This window comes from Desulfoprunum benzoelyticum (genome assembly GCF_014201505.1).
Lineage (GTDB): Bacteria > Desulfobacterota > Desulfobulbia > Desulfobulbales > Desulfocapsaceae > Desulfoprunum > Desulfoprunum benzoelyticum.
This window is the reverse complement of record NZ_JACHEO010000008.1, coordinates 26,461-50,397: the sequence shown is the minus strand read 5'-3', so window position 1 is coordinate 50,397 and position 23,937 is coordinate 26,461. Positions and strand designations below refer to the sequence as shown.

Sequence of the window (23,937 nt, the reverse complement as noted above, 5' to 3'; positions counted from 1 at the left end):
GGTTATTTGATTATTATTCGAGGAGGAACTTCTCATGGCAGAAGAAACAAAAGTGAGTGCCGTAAAAGCCCCGCAACAGGCAGACCCGATGGAGGCTTCCATCGAGGTGTCGACCCAGGAGATGATACGACGTGCCCAAAAGCTCCAGATAGAAACCGTTTTTGATCGTGCCGTAACCATGAAACCCTGCGCCATAGGCATGCAGGGTATCTGCTGCAAGAACTGCGCAATGGGTCCCTGCCGTCTGCCGCTGCCGAAGGGCGGAGTGCAAGGCGACGACACCAGGAAAGGATTGTGCGGGGCCACCCCGAACACCATCGCCGCTCGAAACTGGATCAGGATGATAGCTGGCGGTGCCGCCGCCCACTCCGATCACGGCCGTGGCGTCGCTTTGACTTTTCTCTCCGTCGCTCGCAAGGAGACCAAGGACTATACCATCAAGGATCCGGCCAAGCTGATTTCGATCGCTCCGTATTTTGGTGTCGCGACGACGGTCGAGGTCGATGGCAAGAAGCTGGATCGGGATATCGACGAGATCGCCTTGGGGGTCGCTGAGGCTGCGGTGGCCGAATGGGGAAAAACTGACGGATTCCTCAGCTATCTGAAAAGAGCGCCGCAACCATTGCAGGATAAATGGGAAAAACAGGGAGTAAAGCCTCGTAATATTGATCGGGAAATTGTTGAAATCATGCACCGGACCCACATGGGTGTCGATCAGGATTACAAGAACCTGTTGAAACAAGGAGCGAGGGCGTCCATCGCTGACGGCTGGGGCGGTTCGATGATCGGTACCGACCTTCAGGATGTCATGTTCGGGACTCCTGCGCCGCTGCAGGCTGAGGCCAATCTTGGCGTCATGAAGGCCGATCATGTCAACATCATCGTCCATGGTCATGAGCCGTTGCTCTCCGAGATGATCGTCGCTGCCGCCCAGTCCCAGGAGATGATTGATCTGGCCAAGCAGAACGGGGCCAAGGGCATTCAGCTCAGCGGTATCTGCTGCACCGCCAACGAACTGCTTCAACGGCACGGCATTCCGCCGGCAGGAACCTTCCTGCAGCAGGAACTGGCGATCATCACCGGGGCCTGCGATGCAATGGTCGTCGATGTCCAGTGCATCTTCCAGAATCTGGCCAATGTCGCCAAATGCTTCCACACCAAACTCATCACGACACACCCCATCGCCAGGATGGAGCAGGAAAATGTCATCCACATCGAGTTCGACGAGCACTATGCGATGCAGGATGCGATGCGTATCGTCAAAATGGCTGTCGAGAACTTCCAGAACCGTGGCGCCGAGGTAATGATTCCGCAGCATAAGACCACCCAGATTGCCGGCTTCGGTGTCGAATCGATCCAGTACCATCTTGGTGGTTCTTTCCGCGGTAGTTATTACACGTTGAATGACAATATCATCAATGGCCGGATCCGCGGTATCGCCGGCGTGGTTGGTTGCAACAACGCTCGCACCAAGCATAACGAAGAGCATATCACGATCATCAAGGAACTGATCAAGAACGATGTCATCGTCCTTACCACCGGTTGCAGCGCTATCGCCGCCGGTATCCACGGTCTGCTGACCCCTGGCGCCGCCGCGGTTCACTGCGGGCCTGGTCTGGCCGAGGTCTGTGAGACGGTCGGCATCCCGCCGGTCCTCCATCTCGGTTCCTGCGTCGACAACAGCCGCATTCTGCTGGCCGCGACCGAGGTCGTCAAGGCCGGTGGGCTAGGCAACGACATCTGCGACCTGCCGGCGGCCGGTTCCGCCCCGGAATGGATGAGTGAAAAGGCAATCTCCATCGGCCAGTACTTCGTCTCCTCCGGTGTCTACACCGTCTTCGGCTACTCGCTGCCGCTTGAGGGTGCGCCTGTCGTCAAAGACTACCTCTATAAGACGATGGAAGATATGTATGGCGGTATGTGGGACTGTGAGGCCGACCCGGTCAAGCACGCCCACAAAATGATTGCCCACATCGACAAGAAGCGGAAGGCACTGGGCATCGACAAGGCCCGCGACCGCGTCCTGATGGATATGGCCGACAGACAGAAACTTGGAATGGAATAATTCTGGTAGGCAATCTTACCGTAACTGTTCGATCGATCCTCAAAGAAGGAGGAAAGCATGTCAAAATTAGTTGCATTCGCCGCGATACAGGGTGGCTATAAAGTTGTTTCCCAGGTGGAAGGCGAACTCGAAAAAGCCCTTCAGACCTACGATGCCAGTACCAAAATTGGTTTTCCGAACACGGCCTATTATCTACCGGTCATCTATTCACTGACCGGTATGAAGTGCGAGACCCTCGAGGACCTCAAGAAACCGATGGCCTTCGCCCGCGGTCTGTTGCCGCCGCATGTCAAAGGGGCCAACCATCTCCCGTATCTCGGTCCGCTGCTCGATGCCGGCATGGCCGGCATCTTCGCCTATGAAGTCAAAGAGGCCCTGCGCATTCTGCGTGAGCCCGATTTCTATGTCGTCGGCGAGGATCCGGACATCGAGGCCGGTAAGATCTGGGTTGGTCCGGCCGATGACACCATTCTGCGTAAACGTGGTGTCGAGTTCGTCGACGGTTCGGCCCCTGGTTTCGCCGCGATCGTCGGTGCCGCTCCGGATGCCGCCACCGCCAAGATGATCGTCGAGGATTATCAGAAAAAGAGCCTTTATATCTTCTGTGCTGCCAACCACAACGGCAAGACCGTTATCGAGCAGTGTCTCGAGGCGGGCATGCAGGTCGGTTGGAGCACCCGTATCGTCCCGTTCGGTCCGGATATTTCCTCGGCCGTTTTTGCCCTCGGTTTTGCCAACCGGGCCGCGATGGCCTTCGGTGGCGTCGAGCCGGGCGATTATCGCAAGATACTGATGTACAACAAGAACCGTATCTTCGCCTTCGTCAACGCCCTCGGCGATGTCGGCACCGAATGGGCCGTTGCTGCCGCCGGCGCCGTCAACTGGGGTTTCCCGACCCTGGCCGACACCGATATCCCCGAGATCCTGCCGACCGGTATCTGCACCTACGAGCACGTCGTCGCCAACGTTCCCCACACCGAGATCTGCCAGAAATCGGTCGAGGTGCGCGGCCTTAAGATCAATATCACCGAGATCGACATCCCCTGCGCCTTCGGTCCGGCCTTCGAGGGTGAGCGTGTTCGCGGCGGTGACCTCTACTGCCAGATGGGCGGCGGCAAGACGCAGTGCACCGAGCTTGTCAAAATGGCGGAGATGAGTGAGATCGAAGACGGCAAGGTCATCATTGTCGGCAAGGATATCGGTGACATGAAGGAGGGGGAGACCCTGCCGCTCGGCATCTTTATCCAGATCGCCGGCCGTGAGTTCCAGACCGATTTCGAGCCGATCATGGAGCGGCAGATCCACCATCTGATCAACTATATCCAGGGTATCATGCACATCGGGCAGCGGGATATATCCTGGGTCCGGGTGAGCAAAGCGGCAATCGAGAAAGGGTTCACCTTGAAGGATATCGGTGTAGTGCTGCATGCTAAATTCCATCAGGATTTCAAGAAGATCGTAGATAAAGTTCAGGTAACACTGTACACCAACAAGGAAGATGTCGACAAACTGACCGCCTGGGCCCGGTCCGAGTACAAGGTCCGTGACGAGCGCGTCGACAAGATGACCGACGAGGATGTCGATACCTTCTACTCCTGTACGCTCTGCCAGTCGTTTGCCCCGAGCCATGTCTGTACGGTCAGTCCCGAGCGGACCGGACTCTGCGGCGCCTATAACTGGATGGACTGCAAGGCCTCCTTCGAGATCAACCCCACCGGGCCGAACCAGCCGGTACTGAAGGGCAAGGTCCTTGATCCGAAACGCGGTCGTTTCGAAGGTGTCGATGAATTCATCAAGAAAGCGTCGAAGGGCGCGGTCGAAACCTATAATTTCTACTCGATGGTCCATGCGCCGATGACGACCTGCGGCTGCTGCGAATGTATCGCCGCCATGTTGCCCTCGTGCAACGGTATCATGACCGTCGGCCGCGATTACAGCGGTGATACGCCTTCCGGCATGAAGTTCACCACCCTCGCCGGCGTCATGGGCGGTGGCGCATCTTCACCTGGCTTTGTCGGCCATTCGAAGTTCAACGTCACCCAGAAGAAGTTCATCCTTGGTGACGGCGGTCTCCTGCGCATGGTATGGATGCCGAAGATGTTGAAGGACGAACTGTATGACAAGATCAATATCCGCGGCAAGGAGATGGGCGTTGAGAATTTTGCCGATATGATTGCCGATGAGACTGTCGGCATCACCGAGGAAGATATCCTGCCATTCCTCCAGGAGAAGGGACATCCGGCACTGACCATGGAACCTCTCATCGGCTAGACAGGCAGAGAAGATCCGGCCGGGTGCTGCATCCGGCCGGGCACGATAGCGATTGCTCCGAACACATATAAGGAGACTATAGAAATGGCGTTAACAGGTATACAGATATTTAAACTTCTGCCCAAGACCAACTGCAAGGAATGCGGTGTCCCAACCTGTCTGGCCTTTGCGATGAACCTTGCTTCGAGCAAGGCGGAACTCGACTCCTGTCCGTACGTATCGGATGAAGCCAGGGCGCAACTGGCGGAGGCCTCGGCGCCGCCGATTCGACCGGTAGTGATCGGCAAGGGCGTGCGTAAGGTTACGGTCGGCGGTGAGACGGTACTGTATCGTCACGAGAAGACCTTTTTCAACCCGACCGCCTTCGCCGGCCTCTTGGCCTCGGACACTTCCGCCGCCGATACCGAAGCCAAGCTGAAGGTCTGGAATGCAATCCAGTATGAGCGCGTCGGCCTCAACCTGCGGCCGGAACTGGTCGCCTTGAAGGATGTCAACGGCGATAAGGCCGCCTTTGCGACTCTTGCCAAACAGGTTGCCGAGACCTCGGAGTTCAACCTGGTGCTGATGACCGAGGATGCCGATGTCATGGCTGCCGCGGTCGAAGCCTGCGGATTCAAGCGGCCGCTGCTTTATGCCGCCACTGCTGCCAATGCCGATGCCATGGGTAAACTTGCCAAGGATAACGGCCTGCCCCTGGCGGTCAAAGCTGATTCGATTGACGGCGTTATTGCCCTCACCGACAAACTGACGGCGATGGGACTGAAGGATCTTGTCATCGACAGCGGCGCCAGGGAACTGAAGCCGGCCCTGACCGATCTGGTCGGGATGCGACGTTCGGCTCTGAAAGACGGTAATCGAGCGGTCGGTTTCCCGACCATCGTCTTCCCCTGCGAGATGGCCTCGAACCTTGATATGGAAGGCCTTATCGCAAGCATGTTCGTCGCCAAATACGGCAGCATCGTCGTTCTGTCCGATCTGGCCACCGAGGTTGTCTTCCCACTGCTCCTGGAGCGGCTCAATATTTTCACCGACCCGCAGCGGCCGATGACGGTTACCGAGGGCATCTTTGAAATCGGCAACCCGGGTGAGAATTCGCCGGTACTGGTGACGACTAATTTCGCCCTGACCTACTTCATCGTTTCCGGTGAGATCGAGGCCAGCCGTGTTCCGGCATGGCTGCTGGTCAAGGATTCGGAAGGCCTTTCGGTACTGACCGCCTGGGCTGCCGGAAAATTCGGCGGCGATGATGTCGGCGCCTTTGTCAAGAAGAGCGGCATCGCCGACAAGGTCAAGACCCGCGAGATCATCATTCCCGGATATGCGGCAGCCATTGCCGGAGATGTCGAGGAGGAACTGAGCGGCTGGACGGTCACCGTTGGGCCGCGTGAGGCAGCCCATATCGCCGGATTCCTCAAGGCGAGACAGTAGACGGACAAGTCTTGTTTAATGGGGTTTGTTGTATTTTCAGTATAATACAGAGACCACTGGTAATCTGCGATCCCGGTGGTCTCTGCAATGTTTCTGGCTCCAGAAAAACGATTTTTTTTATTTAATTTGGTAAAGGAGGAAAACTATGATCCTATTCGGCGAAAGCCTGAATGTAATCTCCAAGGTGATCGGCAAGGCCTATAAAGAACGCGATCCCAAGCCCATTCAGGCCGAAGCTCTCGAGCAGAAGGAAAAGGGCATGGACTACATCGACATCAACCTCGGACCGTCGAAAAAAGACGGCCACGAACTGATGCCGTGGGTCTGCCAGGTGGTCCAGGAGGTGGTGCCGGAAATCCCTCTGCTCCTCGACACCTCCAATATCGCCGCTATCGAGGAAGGTTTGAAGGTGCTCAAACCGGCCAGCAAGCCGCATATCGTCAACTCGATCATGGCCCGTCCCGAGCGGTATACGGTCATGCTGCCGATCGCAGCCAAGTACGAGGCCGATATCGTTGCCCTGATGTGGGGACCGGACGGTCTGCCGCGGGACGAGAACGAGCGTGCCGCCCTCTGTGTTGAACTGCTCTATGCCGCCAACGAGGCCGGCATCCCGAACGAGAAGATCTGGGTTGACGGTATTGTCACGCCGGTCAATATCCAGCAGGCCCAAAGCGTGAGTCTTCTCAATTTCCAGATGATGCTCGAGGACATCGCTCCCGGGGCATTGAGCACCTGCGGTCTGTCGAACATCTCCAACGGTCCGCCGGTGCATCTGCGGCCGATCCTCAATACCACCTACATGATCATGCTCGAGCGCTATGGCATGAAAGCTGTTATTTCCGATCCGCTCGACACCAATCTGACTGCGGTGGCCAAGGGCCAGCGGCCCGATATCGTCGAGGTCGTCCACCAGGCGATGGATGGTGCTGCACCAGATCCGAGCGCCTTGTCGAAGGAACTGGGAGACTATGTCAAGACCGTCAAGGTCATCATGGGTGAAACCCTGTTCTCCGATTCGTATCTGGAAATCTGATCGATTTCCATGTTGCAAAATGAAAGCCCCATTCCTGTGCGAATGGGGCTTTTTTGCGTCAACCGGCCAAGACACCAGACTGTCATGGCCTAGCTCTGAGAGGATTAATGAAGATGGAAGAAAAGGTGCAACGGGCTGATTGGATCTATGCCGTGGTCTGCGATCCGGGACCGAACGAGCATTTCTTCGGCCTGCATGACAAGGAACGAGACGTGGATTTTATCCCAGCCTTCACATCCAGAGATGATGCGGCTGATTGTCTGCTGACCCTGCCCCGGGAAAAGGGTAGGAAGTACGAGGTCCAGGCGGTGCATGTCGATGAATTGAAAGAAATTGCTGAAAAAAACGGATTTATGGTAGCGATGGTCGACAAGGATGGACATATTATCAGATGAAGTGCAGACTGCCCTGCCGTATACCCTCGTTTGCCATACAGGATTAGGAGGAATTCAACCATGAGTCTGAAAATCGCCATCGGTGGAAAGGGCGGAGTCGGCAAGACTACCGTCACTGCCTTGCTCGCCCGTTCGCTGGCCGCCGATACCCGCAACACGGTCATCGCCATCGATGCCGACCCCGTAGCCAATCTTGCGGCCGGTCTCGGCATCCCCGAGGACCAGCCGATCCGCCCTGTCTCCGAACTATCCGAGCTGATCGCCGAAAGAACCGGGGCCAAACCCGGGACAATGGGCGGCTTTTTCACCCTGAACCCGAAAGTCGACGATATCCCCGACCGGTTCTCGCTGGAGCGCGACGGCGTCAAACTGCTGGTCATGGGCACGGTCCAGACCGGCGGTTCCGGCTGCATCTGCCCTGAGAGCACGATCCTCAAGGCGCTGATGACCCATCTGGTCCTCTATCGCGACGATATCGTCATCATGGATATGGAGGCCGGAATCGAACATCTCGGCCGTGCCACCTCCTCTTCCGTCGATGCCCTGGTCATCGTCGTCAATCCCGGGGCGAGGAGCCGAGCGGCCGCCGAGAAAATCCGCAAGCTTGGTCGGGATATCGGCATCAAGAAGATCATCGTCCTGGGCAATCGGGTCAATGGGCCGGAGGACGAGGAACTCATCCGTCAGTCACTGCCGGGGTTCGAGATTCTGGGGTTTCTTCCCGAGGATCAGGAGATCGTCACCGCCGATCGCGAAGGGCGGCGACCGCATGAAGACCTCAAAACCGCGCCGAGCGAACTTTCCACCATCGTCGACAAACTTATCGCCTTGAAAAGATAACGTGGCGGGAGCTCGCCTCCCGTCACTATCGGCCTCTTTTTCCCTCGTTTTTCTCGTATATCTCCTATCACGTTGTCCTGCAGTGCCGGCAGGGCGTGTTGTTCTCCTGTCGGCTTGACAATACCACGATGTGGTGTATCATTATCCTGGGAATCATTCTCAATGTCACCGCCGATAGTCAGCGTAAAAAGGGCAGAAGGCGGAAACGCGCCGTCGTGATAACCCCGCTGCCGGAAGGGGAGTCCGCACGTGTGTCTCTTTTCTTATCAGACCAGGAGAAGTGCTATGGCCAAATTACAGGAACTCATAAACGTATCCGATCTTACGACCTGCGAGGCGACAGCGCAGATGATCACCAAGGCCCGGAAGGATGGGGTGGAGTTGTTTTTTGACCGGGCCAGCAACATGAAGGCCTGTCCGATCGGTGCCGAGTCGGCCTGCTGCAAGCATTGCTCCATGGGGCCGTGCCGGATGAATGTCAATTCTCCGTATGACCGGGTCGGTATCTGCGGCGCCACCATCGATACCATCGTCGCCAGGAATTTCGGGAGGATGGTAGCGGCCGGAACCGCCGCCCACACCGATCACGGCATGGGAATGCTGGAGCTTTTCCGCGACGTCATCAACGGTAAAAACACGGATTTCAAAATTCAGGATCCGATGAAACTGCTGGAGGTTGCCAAGGCGCTCGACATCGTCACGGAGGGACGGGAGTTGAAGGAGATCGCCCTCGATCTCTATGCTGAACTGGAGAAGACCTATACCCAGGTCGACGGCGAGATCCCGATGATGAAAAGGGTGCCGCCGAAGACCCTTGAGTCCTGGCGTAAGGAAGGGATCGTGCCGCGCGGGGCGATGCGGGAGATCATGGAGATGATGCACCGGACCGCGATCGGCGTCGACCAGGATTACGAAAACCTGACCAAACAGATCTCGCGGACGGCCCTGGCCGATGGCTGGGGAGGCTCGATGGTTTCAACCGACATCACCGACATCCTGTTCGGGACACCGTCACCGGTGGAGGTTGAGGTGGGGATGGGTGTACTCAAGGAGGACAAGGTCAATATCATCGTCCACGGGCACGAGCCCATCCTTCTCGAGGCGATGATTATCTCCGCCGCTGATCCGGAACTCAAAAAGATGGCGATCGAGGCCGGGGCCAAGGGGATCAACCTGATCGGCATGTGCTGCTCCGGTCTTGACGCCCTCTCCCGTCACGGTTTGCCCCATGCCGGCAACTTTTCCTCCACCGAGGCCGTCCTGGTCACAGGGGCCGTCGATGCGATGTGCGTCGATGTCCAGTGTATCAAACAGGATCTCAAGCGGGTTGCCGAATGTTACGACACGCCTTTCATCACCACGAATTATCGGGCGAAAATCGAAGGCGCCCTGCATATCCAGCTTGACGAGCATGATCCGCTCAAGTGCACGGAAGAGATCGTCATCAAGGCGATAACCCGTTTCAAGACTCGCGGCAAAACGATCGAGATCCCGCGCAAAACCGGACTCGGGGTGCACGGCTTCAGCTATGAGTATATCAACTATATGCTTGGCGGTTCGTTCAGGGGCAGCTACAAACCGCTCAACGAAAATATTATCAACGGCCGGATCCGCGGGGTTGCCGGGGTGGTTGGTTGCACAAATCCCCGGTCGAAGCAGGATTTCTCCCACGTTGAACTGGTCAAGGAACTGATCCGAAACGATGTCCTGGTATTGCAGACCGGTTGTTCGCAGCTCGCCCTGGCCAAGGCCGGACTCACCGGGCCGGGGGCCGCGGCAATGGCCGGTCCTGGTCTGGCCGAGGTCTGCGAAACGGTCGGAATGCCGCCTGTTCTGGGGCTTGGCTCCTGTGTCGACAATAGCCGGATTCTCATCGCCGCCTCGAAAATGGTGCGGACCGGCGGTCTGGGCGAAACGATCGCCGATCTGCCGGCGGCCGGATGCGCCCCGGAATGGATGAGTGAAAAGGCCATCGCGATCGGCCAGTATTTCGTGGCCTCGGGGGTATATACCATCTTCGGCCACACCTTCCCGATGACCAAAGGCACCAAGTTCGAGAAGCACCTGTTCGAGGAGCTTGAGACCAAGGGCTTCGGCAAGTGGGGCTTCGCCGACGACCCGCTGGAGATGGCCCGGCTGATGATCGCTCACATCGATAAGAAACGTCAGGCCCTCGGGATCGACAAGGCGAGGGAGCGGGTCCTGATGGATATGGCCGACAGGCGGATCCTCGACGCCACAGCCTGATCGATCGGGTGGCTTGAGGCTGTTCTCCGGCGCGTTGGGGTTGACACCCGTCCAGACGCCGGAGAACGGCCTTTTTTCTTCTGGATTTCTCGGAACGGCTGCAATATATTGAAAACATGAAGATCTTTGACGGCAAGTACAGTTGGGATGGGAAAAAACATGACGAGTATGACCCCATCGCCTGGTTTCCCGGGACCTATGATCTGAAGATCGTGGCCTTTCCTGATGGGGACAGGGGACGGGTGCGCCACCTCAAGCCCTTCCTCTGCGTCTATGCGCGGACGGGTGACGGGCTGTCGATCTCGGCTCACCCGGAAAAGTTCGCCCGGGAAATCTGCCGCCGGTTTTCCCTCGATATCGACAAGGTGTTGTGGGTCGAGGACCTGCTCCAAGAACCGGACCGCTATGAAATCGTGGTCTACAAAAAGAGTGGCCACCTCGCCGATTCCCCTCTCTACAGCGTCGAAAAGCGGCAGGCCACCGCCGGTGAGGTGCAGTTGATCGAAAAGGAACTGGCGGCTCTGGCGCGATGGAAGGAACCGCCAGTTGTGAAACGGGATGAATGAGGTGGATTCGATGACGGAGAAGAGACGGCAGCTGCGGGAACGGCTTCAGGAACTCGAGGAACAGATCACGGAAACGAAGCGGCGCCTCCCGGCCCACTCCGTCAAACCGCCGGTGATGATGGATCTGCTGGCCCTCGAGGATGAACGCGATTTCGTGCTTGACCAGCTCGAACGGCTGCGAGGAGCATGAGCATGCAACAGGCCCCCGTTTTTGAGGAAACGTACCAGCGGTACCTTGTCAAACTCCGCGAAATCGACATATTCGCCAGGGCCGAACTCCTCGGCATCGGCAGAGAAGAGGGGTTGCTGCGGGTCCCGCTCTATGGCCGTGAATACCATGTCTCGTATGACGGCATCACCGACCCGACCGGGGCTGAGGCCACGCCGGCGGTACGGGTGGTGCTGTGCCGCTATCTGCTGACCTGTCCCGACGAGTTGCCGCCGCTCTCCGAGCGGCTGGTGACCTATCGCGAGTTCAAGGATGCCGGTCCGCTGGTGTCCTATTTCACCACCAACACCAACAAGATCATCGAGACGACCTTCACCGGTCAGATACCACTGCTGCTGCAACGGGCCGGGGTACTGGGGGGGAAGAGGCTCGTTTCGGACACCCATGACCTGTCGCTGCGCTTCGTGGCGCTGCCGCGGATACCGGTGCTGCTCAATTTCAACGATCGGGACGATCTCTTTGCCGCCTCCGCCTCCGTCCTCTACAGGGCCTCGGCCGAGGTATTCCTCGACATGGAAAGCCTGGCCATCACCGGCACGTTGCTCGCCGGAAGATTGATCCGGCCATGATCCTGGGATGGTTGCCGTCGAGGGGCAGATGAACGACAAACCGGTTGATATGCCATGAACGAATGGACTGGCGACGGGTCCCGGCGGGTTCTCGTCGTTGACGATGAGCCCGATATGCGAAGACTCCTGGCAAGACTCCTGGTCAAGAAAGGGGGATACGACGTTCTGGAGGCCGACTCGGGCGGCGTCGGCCTGGTGATCGCCAGGGATTGGCTGCCCGATGTGGTCCTCACCGACGTCAAGATGCCGGGAATGGATGGAGTCGAATTTTTTCGGCGCCTGCAGGACATCGATCCGACGATGAGCACCATCATCATGACCGGCTACGGCACGGTGGAGATGGCGGTGGAGGCGCTGAAGACGGGGGTCTACGATTTCTTTCAGAAACCCTTCGACAATGACCGGATTCTGCATGCAGTGGCGAGGGCGATGGAGAGGACCTGGCTGCTGCGTGAAAACAGGCGCTTTCACGAACTCCAGAAAAATCCCGAACGCGGCGATTTTTTCGGATTTATCGGCAATGCGCCGCGGCTGAGGGAGGTCGAGGATCTGCTTCAGCGTCTCGCCCCCAGCGATATGACCGTGCTGATTCGCGGGGAGTCGGGGACCGGCAAGGAGGTGGCGGCGAGGGCCCTGCACGCGATGTCGGGCCGGGCCGGTCGGAGGATGGTGACCGTCAACTGTCCGGCCCTGCCGGAAAACATCCTCGAGAGCGAGCTGTTCGGTTATTGCCGGGGGGCCTTTACCGGCGCCGATCGAGACAAGGTCGGCCTGTTCGTCGAGGCCCACCGTTCGACCATCCTCCTCGATGAGATCGCCGACATCCCGGTATCGATCCAGACCAAGTTGCTGCGGGTCCTCCAGGAAAAGGAGATCCAGCCCCTGGGCCAGACCAGGACTATCCCGGTCGACGTGCGGGTGGTGGCATCGACCAACCAGGATATCGAGGCCAAGATCGCCCGGGGGGAATTCCGTGAGGACCTGTTTTACCGCCTCAACGTCGTGACCGTGAGGATGCCGAGCCTCGAGGAGATCCGTTCCGACATTCCCCTGCTTATCCATCATTTTCTCCGAAAATACCGGATTGAATATGAGCGGCCCGAACTCGAGTTTTCCGAAGAGGCGATCCAGATGCTGCTGCGCCGTTCCTGGCGGGGCAACGTCCGTGAACTTCAGAATACCATCAACCGGGCGGTGCTGCTCGGCTCCGGGGCGACGATCGACAGCAAGGATCTGAGGCTGGATGTCGAGGTCCAGTGTTCGCCCGAAGCGCACTCCGGTCTGTGTTTCGATCAGGTCCAGCATCTCGACTATGCCGGGGCCAAGGAGAAGGTGCTGAAGGAATTTACCGCCAGCTACCTGCAAGCCGCCCTGGGCCGCACCAAGGGCAATATTTCCCTTGCCGCCAGAAACTGCGGCATGGAACGTCAGGCCCTGCAGCGTCTGCTGCGGCGCTACCAGATCGCGATCAGCGATTTCCGGTCATAGCCTTTCCCCTCCCTGCTGAAAATCCACTGTTTCAAGATATGGTTCCCGGGATTATCGGCCCGTTGTTCATGGTGCAGCAAAAATGTTGCACTGCTATAATCCGGTTGCGGCCAGCGGCCATCGTCAGAGGCGGAGAGGATTGCGGCACGGCCATAAATAATAATTGAATATCAATAGCTTATAGTTAATTTTGGTTTTTCTTGCCCTCGTCGTTTCTCTGGTATCAATTCTGCAAGAGAGGGGCAATGGAGCCCGGCTGGGTACATCATTGGCTGGAGGCATGACCCTGCCTTCCTCGGCCTGAACAGCCGTTCTCCATGATCTCCGCAGGTCGGCCCTGTGTATTCCGGCCTGCAACATGAATGTTGCACTTGGAAACTGGACGAATGATATCAGCCTGCCTGCGCATACTCGCCTTGACGCCGCTTGTCACCGTCATGCTGTTCTGTCAGGATGCCTGGGCCCTGCAGACCCATGGCGGCATAGAAGGCGTAGTCGTTCATCAGGTTGCCCATATCCAGTACCTCGGCGCCCTCGGCTATCTCCTGTGGGACATTCGCCGCAGCGGCTTTGCCGGGGTCGGCTGGCTCTATCTCCAACGGTTCTGCTGGCTGATGATGATCTGGAACGGCCTCGCCTTTATCGGTCATCTCGCCCAGATGAACCTGCCTGAAGAGGCCGTCTCCACCGAAGACGGCTATCTCTCGGCCCTGCTGCTGCCACCGGTGTCGTTCGACCGGTGGGTCTACTATGTCACGGCCCTCGATCATCTGGTTATCACACCGGCCCTTTTCGTTCTTTTTCTCGCCATGCGTTCATTTTCCCGTGCCGCCGTCTCCGAAAAGATGGAGGAAGGTCGATGATTGCAGGCATTCCCCTGGTGCCGGTGATTCTCCTCGATATCATCGGTTCCGCCGCCAATATCGTCTTTGCCTTCCTGGCCTGGCGCTACGCCCGGTCGTTGTCCAGGCGGCAACCCGGCAACTTTGTCTGGGGCTATCTTTTTTATGTCACCTTCGCCATCGCCGCCTTCACCATTTCCCGGGCGGTCGGCCACCTGGTCAAACAGTTCCTGCTGATCGCCGGCCAGGGCGAAATCTGGGCGGAGATCTCGCCGTACTCCGGCGGTTTCAATACGTTGTTCATGATCTCGGTGGCGGCGGTGATGATCTTCTATCACAAAGGGGTTCAGGCCTACCAGGCCCTCGAACACGAGGCCGGCAAGTTGAAAAATGCCAACCGTGATCTTGCCGCCGTTGCGGCCCAGCTTCGCGACCTCAACCAGACCCTGGAACAGAAGGTCGAGGAGCGGACCGAGGAACTGTCGCAGTCGGAAAAGAAGTTCCGGCATCTCTTTTCGGCGTCGAAGGACATGGTCTTTTTCAGCGACGCCGACAACCGGATCGTCGATATGAACGATTCCGGCTTCGAGATGCTTGGGTATTGCCGGGAGGAGGAATCCGTCCTGCAACTTGCCGATATATTATCAGATCCTGATGATAGGGATGCCTTTACCAAACGGTTGTTCCAGGACGGCTATATCAAGGATCTCAATGTCGACCTGGCTCGTCGGGACGGGAAGGTCGTTTCCGTGCTGCTGTCGGCGACGGCGATCATCGGTGAAGGCGGGGAAATCCTGGGCTCCGAGGTCATCGCCAAGGATCTGACCAGGGTCAAGATCATGATGGAGCAGTTGGCGGCCAGCGAGAAAATGGCCTCGGTCGGACAGATGGCGGCCGGGGTCGCTCACGAAATCAACACCCCGCTCGGCATCATCCTCGGCTATTCCCAGCTGCTGATGGACGATGTCCAGGAGGGCAGCGATGCCTACCAGAGTCTGCAGGTCATAGAACGGCAGACCAAGGCCAGCCGCAAGATTGTCGCCGACCTGCTGAAGTTTTCGCGGCAGTCCGGCAGCACTCGGGAAGAGATCGATCTCAACGAAATACTGGCCGACGTCGTGGCGGTGACCGAGCATACCCTCGGGCTCAGTCATATCGCTGTCCATCGTCAATTTGCGGACAGCCTGCCGAGGATTGACGGCGATCCGGAAAAACTCCGGCAGGTTTTCGTCAATCTGGTCAACAACGCCCACCATGCGATGCTGGAGCAGGGGGGTGGCGAGTTGCTGCTGCGAACCCGGATTGAAAACGACGATGTGGTGGTGGAAATCCGCGACAGCGGGCAGGGCATACCGGAGAAGCACCTGGCCAAGATCTTCGAACCCTTTTTCACCACCAAACCGGTCGGCCAGGGGACAGGACTCGGTCTTTCCGTTTCCTATGGCATCATCCATGAACACGGCGGCACGATTGGCGTCGAAAGCCCGGTGAACGATCAGCAGCAGGGGATGTTGCCCGGAACCCTCTTCCGCGTCCGGTTGCCGGCCAGCGGCAGCGGTCACCGGCAGATCGCCGATATGTACGGCGCCACGACCTGAAATGGTCACGACAATGGAGGAACAAATGGCGGAAATACTGGTACTTGACGATGTTTTCGACGCAACGGTGCTGGTCGGCAAGATCCTGACGAGGAAGGGGCATACGGTTCATACCTTTACCGAGGAGGATGCGGCTCTGGAGTTTGTGAAGGCGCACCCGGTCGATCTCGCCATTCTCGATATCAAGCTGCAGAAGATGAGCGGCATAGAGGTTCTGGGGCTGATGAAACAGGCCTGTCCGACCATGCATGCAATCATGCTGACCGGGTACCCGACGGTCGAGACGGCGCGGGAGGCGATGCAGCTCGGCGCCGATGAATACTGCGTCAAGCCGATCGACAAGGATGAGCTGGAAGACAAGGTCGAGAAGGTCCTCAAAGGTAAAAAATGACAGAATTCCAGTGGCGGCACACATCGTCCGGCGGCGATTGGCCACAGCTTCAATCGGATGATGGGCAGCCGGTTTCGAGATGGCAATGAACGATGCGGCGACGGATGACGGAAAGGGGATGGGCGGAGATGGACAATAGCAGGGAATATCGATATCTGCAGGTCTTCCACCAGGTGACGCGGATGATCTCGATGGTCCGTGATTCCCACCAGGTCATGGCCAATATCGTCCACAGCCTGCCCGAACTCCTCGCCATCGACGCCTGCACGATCAGGTTGCTCGATCAGGCCAGCGGCGCCTTCGTCCTCGGTGCTGCCGCCGGCCTGTCGCCGGAATACCTGGCCCGGCCGGACGTCGATTCGCGGGAGACCATCGCCACCGCGGCTTCGGGTCACCCGGTGGCGATGAGAGCGGTGGCGGACAGCCCCCATCGCTCGTTCCGCGAGGCGGCGCTGCGGGAGGGCATCGAGTCGGTCCTGACCCTGCCGATCGCCTTTCAGGAACGGGTGATCGGCATCATGCGCCTGCTCACCCGGACACCGCGTGAGTTTGCCGAGGATGAGATTCTGTTTTCGGTGGCCCTGGCCGAGCAGATTGGTATCGCCATCTCCAATGGCCGGATGTTCAGACAATTGGAACAGCAGGTCGATTTTCTGCACGAGCTGCAGTCGATCTCGCAGCTGGTCAATTCGACCCTTGATCTCGACAGGGTCCTGCAGACCATCGTTGAATTGCTGCCCAGGAGCCTGCGGGCCCAGGGCTGCACCATCCGTCTGCTGACCCCGCAGTCGAATGATCTGGTCCTGGCCGCCAGCGCCGGCTTGTCGCCGGAATATCTGGACAGGGGCGAGGTCGTCGACGAGAAGAACACCATTCAGGCCCTGCGGGGCGAGGCGGTGGCGATCCAGGATGTCGCTCGGGACGATCGGGTGCAGTACCACGAGCACATGGAGAAAGAGGGGATTCGCTCGCTGCTGGCGGTGCCGATCAAGGTCATGGACGAGGTCATCGGCATCATCAGGGTCCTGGCCCGGGAAAGAAGGACCTTCAGCCAGACGGAGATCGATTTCTCCCTGGCCGTGGCCGAGGCCGGAGGGTCGGCGATCACCAACGCCCGGACCTATCGCAAGATCACCCTGCTGTTCAACCAGATCGAGGAGCATGAGCGCTTCCTGGCCAATATCCTCGACTGTATCCGGCCGCAGTTGCTGGTGGTCGACCGGCAGGGCCGGGCGGTCATGGCCAATCGCGCCTTTCTCGAGATCAACGGCCTGCAGGAGTCCGAGTTTCTGGGGATGGAGTACGGTCGCCTGTGCCAGGCGGTCGAAGGAAATCCGCCCTGTCCGATGCAACAGGTTATGACCACCGGTCGGATGGCCATTTCCGTCCAGCAGGTGCAGGCGGAGGACGGAACCCGGTGGTACGAACGGACGGCGACGCCGATGACCGGTGAATCGGGGGCGATCGAGTTCGTCATCGAGATCATCCGCGATATCACCGCCCAGCGCCGTCTCGAGGCGGAGCAGGCCGAACGGAGCAAGCTGGCGGGGGTGATCGAGATGGCCGGCGCCGTCGCCCACGAGATCAACTCGCCACTCTTTGCCGCTCTCGGCACCGCCCAGATGATGGAGGGCGATCTCGCCGGCAGCGAGCTGGAAGAGGATATCAGGACCGTGGTGCGGAACCTGAAAACGATCAGCGAACTGACGGCCAAGATGACGGTCATGACCGGTTATTCGAGCCGTGATTATGTAGGGGAAACGCGCATCGTCGATCTCTAGGAGACGATGAGCGCATGACAAATCAAACGATTTTTCAACAAGGAGAAAGGAATGATGAAAAGCAGATTCAGAATCTTGCCATGGCTCGGCCTGGCGATGGTGATGTTGCTTGGCGCCCAGGCGGGACATGCGGTCGAGAGCGGCGACGCAACAGCGGCGCCGACGATCGCGATCGACAAGACGGAGCTGAAAAACGGCGGCACGATCAAGGTCAGCGGCCAGGCCGAGCCCGGCAAAGCGGTCTATCTCGAGGTCTGGTCCGAGGATCATGATGTGCGGGCCAGCCGCTTCGATAGCGAGAAGGACAAGGAGACCGGAAAGAGGCCGTATATCTTCTACCTGTCCGGCGAGATGCCGGCCTACTACAAGATCTTTGTGCAGAAAGACCTGCAGCCGACGATCGACGAGGCCAAGAAAGCCGGCAACAAGTGGAGCTATTCGGCCCTGCTGAAGGATCTCGGCGCCGATGTTGCCTACTCGGTGCCGCCCAGGATCAAGATCGACCATTTCCAGTCGACCCTGATGGCCAGCATCGTCGGCAGCCGTGGCAAACAGCTGCCGGCCATGGACGAGAAGGAGACCAAGAAGCGGTCGATGCAACTGGTCAAGGCCCGCTTCCGCAGCATTGACAAGGTGTTCGGCGCGGTCATCGACGTCCAGCCGGATGGCTCCTACACTGCCGACGTCAATATCCGCAGCGGTCTGGCGCCCGGCAAGTATAACATTGTCGCCGTGGTCGACAACCAGGCCAAGAGCGAGCCGGCAGTGTTCGACAACAAGATTTCCTTCCCCACCGTCTACATGGGTAACGCCGGCACCAGCATGAACCTGATCTACCCCTTCGTGCTGACCCTGGTTGTCGCCATCTTCGGCGTACTGATGGGCGCCGGCGGCGGCTTTATCTTGAACCCGCTGCTGGTCACCCTGTTTCCGGCCCTGCCGCACACCATCGTTGCCGGCACCGTCACCCCGACCGTCCTCTTCTCCCAGGGCAGCGGTATCTTGAACTATTCGAAGATCAAATTTATCAACTGGAAGCTCGGCGCCAGCATCGGCTGCGCCATGCTGCTCGGCGGTTTTATCGGCCCCAAGCTGACCGAGATGATCACCCTGGCTCAGTTCAAATTCGCCTTCGGCTGGATCCTGATCGTTCTTGCCGCCCTGATGTTCTGGCAGACGACGCCCGGCTATCTCGCCAAGAACAAGAAGGAACAGGCCATTCTCAAGGAGTTCAAGAAACGCGCCGAAGAAGCAACCAAGGGAAAATAATCTTTCAATACAAGGAGATATAAAATATGAAAGTAGAATTCTGGGGCCAGGAATTTAAGGTCAACATGGTAGTCGGCTGCATCGGCGGTTTCCTCATCGCCATCATGTCGTCGATGTTCGGTTTCGGCGGCGGCCCCTTCATGGTGCCGCTGATGACGGTAGCCCTGCGGCTGCCGATGTATCTGGTCGTCGGCAGCTCGCTGCTGGCGATCTTCTTCAACACCTCGATCAGCACGATGCGCCACTATCAGTTCGGCAACTTCGACCTGATCTTCTTCCTCGCCATGTTCCCGGCGGCCCTGCTCGGCGGCTATATCGGGCCGCAGATCGCCAAACGGGTCAGCCCGCTGGTGGTCAAGCGGGTGGCCTGTGTCGGTCTGCTGCTGCTGGCCCTCAACCTGCTGGGGATCTATTGATACATCCCTGGAGGACAAACTCCGCCGATGGCATGAAATCAGGTTTCATGCCATCGGTCTCTGGTACTGTGCCGTGTGCAGGTTGCGGCGGAAAAAACACGGCAGGCGCATGTGTCGACCCATGGGGATCATCTTCCCGCCTGCCGTGTTCCTGTATCCGAACGAACCCGGCATCGTCGGCTCGTCCGCCGATGCCGGGGAACCGGGCGTTTGCCGGTCGGGGTAGAAATGATTGTCAAGCGAGCGTTGACAAAGTACTTTTAACCCATTGAATACGGATGATCTTGCGCTGGGTTGGGCTGTTACGAAGATCCGCAGCAGGCAACTGCCTGGTCACCCCCACTATTATTGCTTACGAACTTTGAAGACGAACTATGGACTTTAATGACTTGACCGCCATCATCGATTTCGCCATCACCCAGGAGCAGGAGTCCGCCGACTTTTATCGTCGGGTCGGCGAAAAAGAAGCCCGGGGAGGGACAAAGGACCTCTTTTTTCAGTTCGCCGCTGAAGAGGACAAGCACCGCCGTCTTCTCGAAGATCTCAAAGGCGGCGGTGGAGGCGGCGCTCTCGACGATTACCGGTTCACCTGGATCGTCGACATCAAGCGCAGCAACTACATGACGGACCTTGTGTACACGCCGGGCATGTCGTACCGCGACATCCTCATGCTCGCCGCCCAGCGGGAGGAAAAGGCGCTGGAGCTCTATAATCTCCTGCTCGCCAAGGCCGAAGACGAGGGAGCGCGGAATGTTTTCAAGATGCTTTGCCAGGAAGAGGCGAAGCACAAACTCGCCCTTGAGGGCACCCTTGACGTCTACATGGCTGAAATGGGTGACTGAGGACTGCGGCAACATGTGCCATGTTGCGTTGAACTATTGATTAAAGGAGAATTTTGATGAGCCGGTACCATCTCGCCCAGGATACCCGCAAATGCATTGGCTGCCATGCCTGTGAAATCCAGTGCAAGTCCAATAAAAGTCTGCCGCCGGGTCCGCGTCTGTGCCAGATCGTCGAGGTCGGGCCGAAACTGATCGGCGGTCTGCCGCGAACCGCCTATGTCTTCATGCTCTGCTTTCACTGCGAGAACCCCTGGTGCGTTGCCGCCTGTCCCACCGGCGCCATGCAGCAGCGGGCGAGCGACGGCATTGTCTTTGTCGACCATGATCTCTGTGTCGGCTGCAAAACCTGCATTTCCGCCTGTCCCTGGGGCGCACCGCAGTGGCATCCGGAACTCGGCAAGGTCGTCAAATGCGACTACTGCAAGGATCGAATCGATCAGGGCCTGAAACCGGCCTGTGTCACCGCCTGCACCACCCAATGTCTCGAGTTCGGCGAAAGGCAGACGATGACCGAGAAGAAACGACAACGCCATGCCGAATCGGTAGCATCGTTTGAAAACAGCTCGTTTTAGTGCCCCGGTAGATTCATATTCGGTTGGTGAAGAAAGAAGCTCGTGAAGATACGTATCTCCCCCTGTGGGGAGCCAGGACATCTGTCCGCTGGACGAGGTCTGCCGTTTGCAGCCGCCTTGCCCACCTTGCACCTTGTTTGCCGTGAGAGCCTGCCATGACCCCAAGTCAGTGCCCAGTCCATGAGACCTTGCTGGAATTGCAAAAGATCCCGGTCAACCGTCGGATACTCCATCCGCGCAGCCGCCGCCTCTTCGAGGAAATCGCCACCCTGATCCAGGATATCGTCGCCGCCCGGGCCGGCGCCGATCATCTCCCGAGCATCGATGCCCTGGTAGCCGAAGTCTGTGCCTTTGCCGACGACCCGGCCGGTGTTGAGACCGGTCTCTGGCTCAAGGAACGGCTCTCCGAGTACCAGGAGGTCTTTCGCAGCCATGCCCTGGATCGTAACTGTACCGCCTCGGTCTGCGACCATCTCACCCCGGCCCCATGCCAGATGGCCTGCCCGGCCGGCATCGACGTCCCGACCTATGTGTCGCTCATTGCCCTCGGCCATGACGACGAGGCTATCGAGGTCATTCGCCGCGACAATCCTCTGCCCTGGGTGTGCGGCCTGGTCTGCACCCGGCCCTGCGAGATGATGTGCGTCCGGGCGCGGATCGACACTCCGGTGTCGATCAAGTTTCTCAAGGCCTTCGCCGCCGAGCGGGCGATGTCCTGGGGACGCTACCACAATCCGCAGAAGGCCGCCGCCACCGGTCGCAAGGTCTGCGTTGTCGGCGCCGGACCGGGCGGCCTGAGCGCCGCCTACTACCTGGCCCTGCACGGTCATGCGGTGCGGGTCGTCGAGGCCCTGCCCCGGGCCGGCGGCATGATCATGGTCGGAATCCCGCGCTATCGCCTGCCGGACGACATCATCGACCGTGAGGTCGCAAAGATCGAAGAACTGGGGGTCGAGTTCTCCTTCAACACCCGATTCGGCAAAGACGTAGACCTGGAGTCGCTGCGCGCCGATGGGTTCGAGGCCTTCTTCTTTGCCGTCGGGGCTCATGCTTCGTTCAACCTCGGCATCACCGGCGAAAACGATTTTCCCCAGGTCCATGGGGCGGTCGATTTCCTTCGCCGGGTGGCTCTCGGTGAGCGCCGCCGTCCCGGCAGAAACGTCGTGGTCATCGGCGGCGGCAACGTCGCCATCGATGCTGCCCGCACCTGCCTGCGCCTCGGCTGCGAGCAGGTCACCATCGCCTACCGCCGTACCCGCAAGGAAATGCCCGCCGACCATGAAGAGGTGGAGCAGGCGGAAGAGGAAGGGGTGCGTTTCGAAATGCTGACCGTGCCCATGGCGGTAGTCGGCGAAGGCGGCAGGGTCCAGGCGCTGCGCTGCCTCAAGGCCAAACTGGTGACAGTGACCGGTTCCAACCGCCAGTCGCCCAAACCGATCGAGGGCAGCGACTTCGATATGCCCGTTGATGCGATCATCAGCGCCATCGGCCAGCGGGTCGAACAGCAATGGTTTGAGGGTATGCCGGGGCTTTCCTGGACCCACCGCGATACCATCCGCGTCAACACCATCACCATGGAAACCAGCCTGCCTGGGATTTTTGCCGCCGGCGACGCGGTGACCGGGCCGGCGACGGTCATCGAAGCCATCGGCGGCGGCAAACGGGCGGCCATCGCCATCGACCGCTATCTGGACGGCATCCCGCAACCAAAACTGCCGCCGGTGCCGGTGCGGCAGCAGCGCATTGATTACATCGATGTCCCGGCCCACACCAAGATGGCGTTGAAACGGCCGGAGATGGCGCTGCTCGGCCTCGACCGCCGCCGCACGACCTTCCAGCAGGTGGAACTGGGTTACACCGAAAACCAGGCCCGCGAAGAGGCCCGCCGCTGTCTGCGGTGCGACATCTGCCGGCGCTGCGGCAAGTGCGTCACGGTCTGCAAGGAGAAGATGGGGGTCGACGCCCTGGCCCTCGGCTACCTCTCCTTCGATCATCCCGATGAAAGTGATTTCCGCCGCACCGAGCAGCGCTGCATCAGCTGTGGTGCCTGTGCTGCCAACTGTCCGACCGGGGCGATGCGGATCGAGGATCGCGGCTCCGAGCGGATCCTCACCCTGTGCGGCACCGTACTCAGCCGCCAACCTCTGCTGTTCTGCTCCAGCTGCGGTGCGGTCATCGGCACCGAACGCTACCTGGCCTTCATCCGTGGCCGTCTGGGGGCGTTGGCGCCGGCGCCCCAGAATGGCGACGCCCTGCAATGCGATGTCTGCGCCCGGAAAAAGGGACATCACGGCGGCTCCACAGTCATCCCTACGCCTTGAAAAACAGAGAATAGAGGAGAACAACGATGGTATTCCATAAAGGCCAGATGGTGCGGGTTCTGCGCCGCAGCAACGACGAAAGCTGGGAAGAGTATATGGACGGGCTGGTCGGCAGCCGGGGCATCGTCACCGATCCGGATTCCCAGATCAACGACCCGGACTCTCTCATCGAGGTCAGCCTCGAAGACAAGGGAACCTATCGGTTGCCGCAGGATTGCCTCGAGGTTCTGGAGTAGGCTCGGACAAACAGTTTGAAAACGGTACCGGGAATCGTCACGATAGACCGACAATGAACAAGCAATATCGTAACGGCGGCTGAATGCGACTGGCGGAAGTTCTCGACGACTGCCGGGTGAAGATCGTGACCGTCGCCCCGGACGTCACTCTTGCCGAGGCGACGCGGGCGATGCGCCGGGACGGGGCGGCGGCGATTGTTGTGGAAGGCGGCTCATGCCTGGGTGTCTTGACCGCCGCCGATATTCTGGGCTTCCTCGCCCAGCCAACCTTCCCGGCCGATCCCTGGTTGGCTCCGGTGGCGGCGGCCTTGGGCGCCAAGGTGACAACCGTGGCCGATGAAGAACCGGTCGGCCGGGCGATAGAAAGGATGACGGCGGCCGGCATCGATCACCTGCCGGTCGCGGCGGCGCAGGGAATTGTTGTCGTTTCCCTCTGCCGCCTGGTGCTGGCGGAAAATGCCCTCCTGCACGGCGAGGTGCAATACCTGCAAAACTATATCGACGCGTTGCATGACGCGCCAAACGATTGAGGAAG

Annotated in this window: 22 protein-coding genes; all 22 read left to right on the top strand. The window is 59.0% G+C overall.

Going from position 1 to position 23,937, the window contains the following annotated elements; translation table 11 throughout:
- Positions 1–34: 34 nt before the first annotated feature.
- The 22 genes from cooS (HNQ81_RS08440) to HNQ81_RS08335 all read left to right on the top strand — a co-directional run bounded on the left by cooS (HNQ81_RS08440) (position 35) and on the right by HNQ81_RS08335 (position 23,932).
- Entirely contained in the window at positions 35–2,065 is a 2,031-nt protein-coding gene (gene cooS, locus HNQ81_RS08440; protein WP_183350307.1) for an anaerobic carbon-monoxide dehydrogenase catalytic subunit, read from the top strand.
- A 57-nt stretch (positions 2,066–2,122) separates the two neighbouring features.
- Complete coding sequence (acsB, locus tag HNQ81_RS08435; protein WP_183350305.1) at positions 2,123–4,336, top strand: acetyl-CoA decarbonylase/synthase complex subunit alpha/beta; 2,214 nt, start codon at positions 2,123–2,125, stop codon at positions 4,334–4,336.
- Positions 4,337–4,420: 84 nt separating this feature from the next.
- Positions 4,421–5,764: an acetyl-CoA decarbonylase/synthase complex subunit gamma gene (gene acsC / locus HNQ81_RS08430; RefSeq protein ID WP_183350303.1), complete on the top strand. Its 1,344-nt coding sequence runs from the start codon at positions 4,421–4,423 to the stop codon at positions 5,762–5,764.
- A 145-nt stretch (positions 5,765–5,909) separates the two neighbouring features.
- Positions 5,910–6,800, top strand: a complete 891-nt coding sequence (locus HNQ81_RS08425; protein WP_183350301.1) for a dihydropteroate synthase — start codon at positions 5,910–5,912, stop codon at positions 6,798–6,800.
- 107 nt (positions 6,801–6,907) lie between these two features.
- Positions 6,908–7,195: a DUF3110 domain-containing protein gene (locus HNQ81_RS08420; protein WP_183350300.1), complete on the top strand. Its 288-nt coding sequence runs from the start codon at positions 6,908–6,910 to the stop codon at positions 7,193–7,195.
- Between the two features lie 60 nt (positions 7,196–7,255).
- Entirely contained in the window at positions 7,256–8,035 is a 780-nt protein-coding gene (locus HNQ81_RS08415) for an ATP-binding protein (RefSeq protein ID WP_183350298.1), read from the top strand.
- A gap of 285 nt (positions 8,036–8,320) precedes the next feature.
- Positions 8,321–10,282, top strand: coding sequence for an anaerobic carbon-monoxide dehydrogenase catalytic subunit (gene cooS / locus HNQ81_RS08410; protein WP_183350296.1), 1,962 nt, complete (start codon positions 8,321–8,323; stop codon positions 10,280–10,282).
- Positions 10,283–10,398: 116 nt separating this feature from the next.
- Positions 10,399–10,848: a hypothetical protein gene (locus tag HNQ81_RS08405; protein WP_183350294.1), complete on the top strand. Its 450-nt coding sequence runs from the start codon at positions 10,399–10,401 to the stop codon at positions 10,846–10,848.
- A gap of 10 nt (positions 10,849–10,858) precedes the next feature.
- The gene (locus tag HNQ81_RS08400) at positions 10,859–11,038 is read left to right on the top strand and encodes a histidine kinase (protein ID WP_183350292.1); all 180 of its coding nucleotides are present in this window, start codon (positions 10,859–10,861) and stop codon (positions 11,036–11,038) included.
- Positions 11,039–11,040: 2 nt separating this feature from the next.
- A complete protein-coding gene (locus HNQ81_RS08395) occupies positions 11,041–11,646 on the top strand; it encodes a DUF3786 domain-containing protein (protein ID WP_183350290.1) in 606 nt (201 codons plus the stop codon).
- A 54-nt stretch (positions 11,647–11,700) separates the two neighbouring features.
- Complete coding sequence (locus tag HNQ81_RS08390; protein WP_183350288.1) at positions 11,701–13,134, top strand: sigma-54-dependent transcriptional regulator; 1,434 nt, start codon at positions 11,701–11,703, stop codon at positions 13,132–13,134.
- A gap of 386 nt (positions 13,135–13,520) precedes the next feature.
- Positions 13,521–13,997, top strand: a complete 477-nt coding sequence (locus HNQ81_RS08385) for a hypothetical protein (RefSeq protein ID WP_240191722.1) — start codon at positions 13,521–13,523, stop codon at positions 13,995–13,997.
- Complete coding sequence (locus HNQ81_RS08380) at positions 13,994–15,574, top strand: two-component system sensor histidine kinase NtrB (RefSeq protein ID WP_221270848.1); 1,581 nt, start codon at positions 13,994–13,996, stop codon at positions 15,572–15,574. Before HNQ81_RS08385 ends, HNQ81_RS08380 begins: the two co-directional genes overlap by 4 nt.
- 25 nt (positions 15,575–15,599) lie before the next feature.
- Positions 15,600–15,965: a response regulator gene (locus tag HNQ81_RS08375; protein ID WP_183350286.1), complete on the top strand. Its 366-nt coding sequence runs from the start codon at positions 15,600–15,602 to the stop codon at positions 15,963–15,965.
- 128 nt (positions 15,966–16,093) lie between these two features.
- Positions 16,094–17,746, top strand: coding sequence for a GAF domain-containing protein (locus HNQ81_RS08370; RefSeq protein WP_183350284.1), 1,653 nt, complete (start codon positions 16,094–16,096; stop codon positions 17,744–17,746).
- 51 nt (positions 17,747–17,797) lie between these two features.
- Positions 17,798–19,015: a sulfite exporter TauE/SafE family protein gene (locus HNQ81_RS17820; RefSeq protein ID WP_275888831.1), complete on the top strand. Its 1,218-nt coding sequence runs from the start codon at positions 17,798–17,800 to the stop codon at positions 19,013–19,015.
- 26 nt (positions 19,016–19,041) lie between these two features.
- A complete protein-coding gene (locus tag HNQ81_RS17815; RefSeq protein ID WP_183350283.1) occupies positions 19,042–19,431 on the top strand; it encodes a sulfite exporter TauE/SafE family protein in 390 nt (129 codons plus the stop codon).
- 374 nt (positions 19,432–19,805) lie between these two features.
- Entirely contained in the window at positions 19,806–20,273 is a 468-nt protein-coding gene (locus tag HNQ81_RS08355; RefSeq protein ID WP_183350281.1) for a ferritin-like domain-containing protein, read from the top strand.
- 56 nt (positions 20,274–20,329) lie between these two features.
- Positions 20,330–20,845 carry a 4Fe-4S dicluster domain-containing protein gene (locus HNQ81_RS08350; protein WP_183350279.1) on the top strand — a complete coding sequence of 172 codons (516 nt, stop codon included), beginning with the start codon at positions 20,330–20,332 and terminating at the stop codon, positions 20,843–20,845.
- Positions 20,846–21,000: 155 nt separating this feature from the next.
- Positions 21,001–23,166 carry an FAD-dependent oxidoreductase gene (locus tag HNQ81_RS08345; protein WP_183350277.1) on the top strand — a complete coding sequence of 722 codons (2,166 nt, stop codon included), beginning with the start codon at positions 21,001–21,003 and terminating at the stop codon, positions 23,164–23,166.
- Positions 23,167–23,192: 26 nt separating this feature from the next.
- The gene (locus HNQ81_RS08340; protein ID WP_183350275.1) at positions 23,193–23,402 is read left to right on the top strand and encodes a hypothetical protein; all 210 of its coding nucleotides are present in this window, start codon (positions 23,193–23,195) and stop codon (positions 23,400–23,402) included.
- Positions 23,403–23,485: 83 nt separating this feature from the next.
- On the top strand, positions 23,486–23,932 hold the full coding sequence (locus tag HNQ81_RS08335) for a CBS domain-containing protein (RefSeq protein WP_183350273.1): 447 nt from the start codon (positions 23,486–23,488) through the stop codon (positions 23,930–23,932).
- The last annotated feature ends 5 nt before the right edge of the window (positions 23,933–23,937 follow it).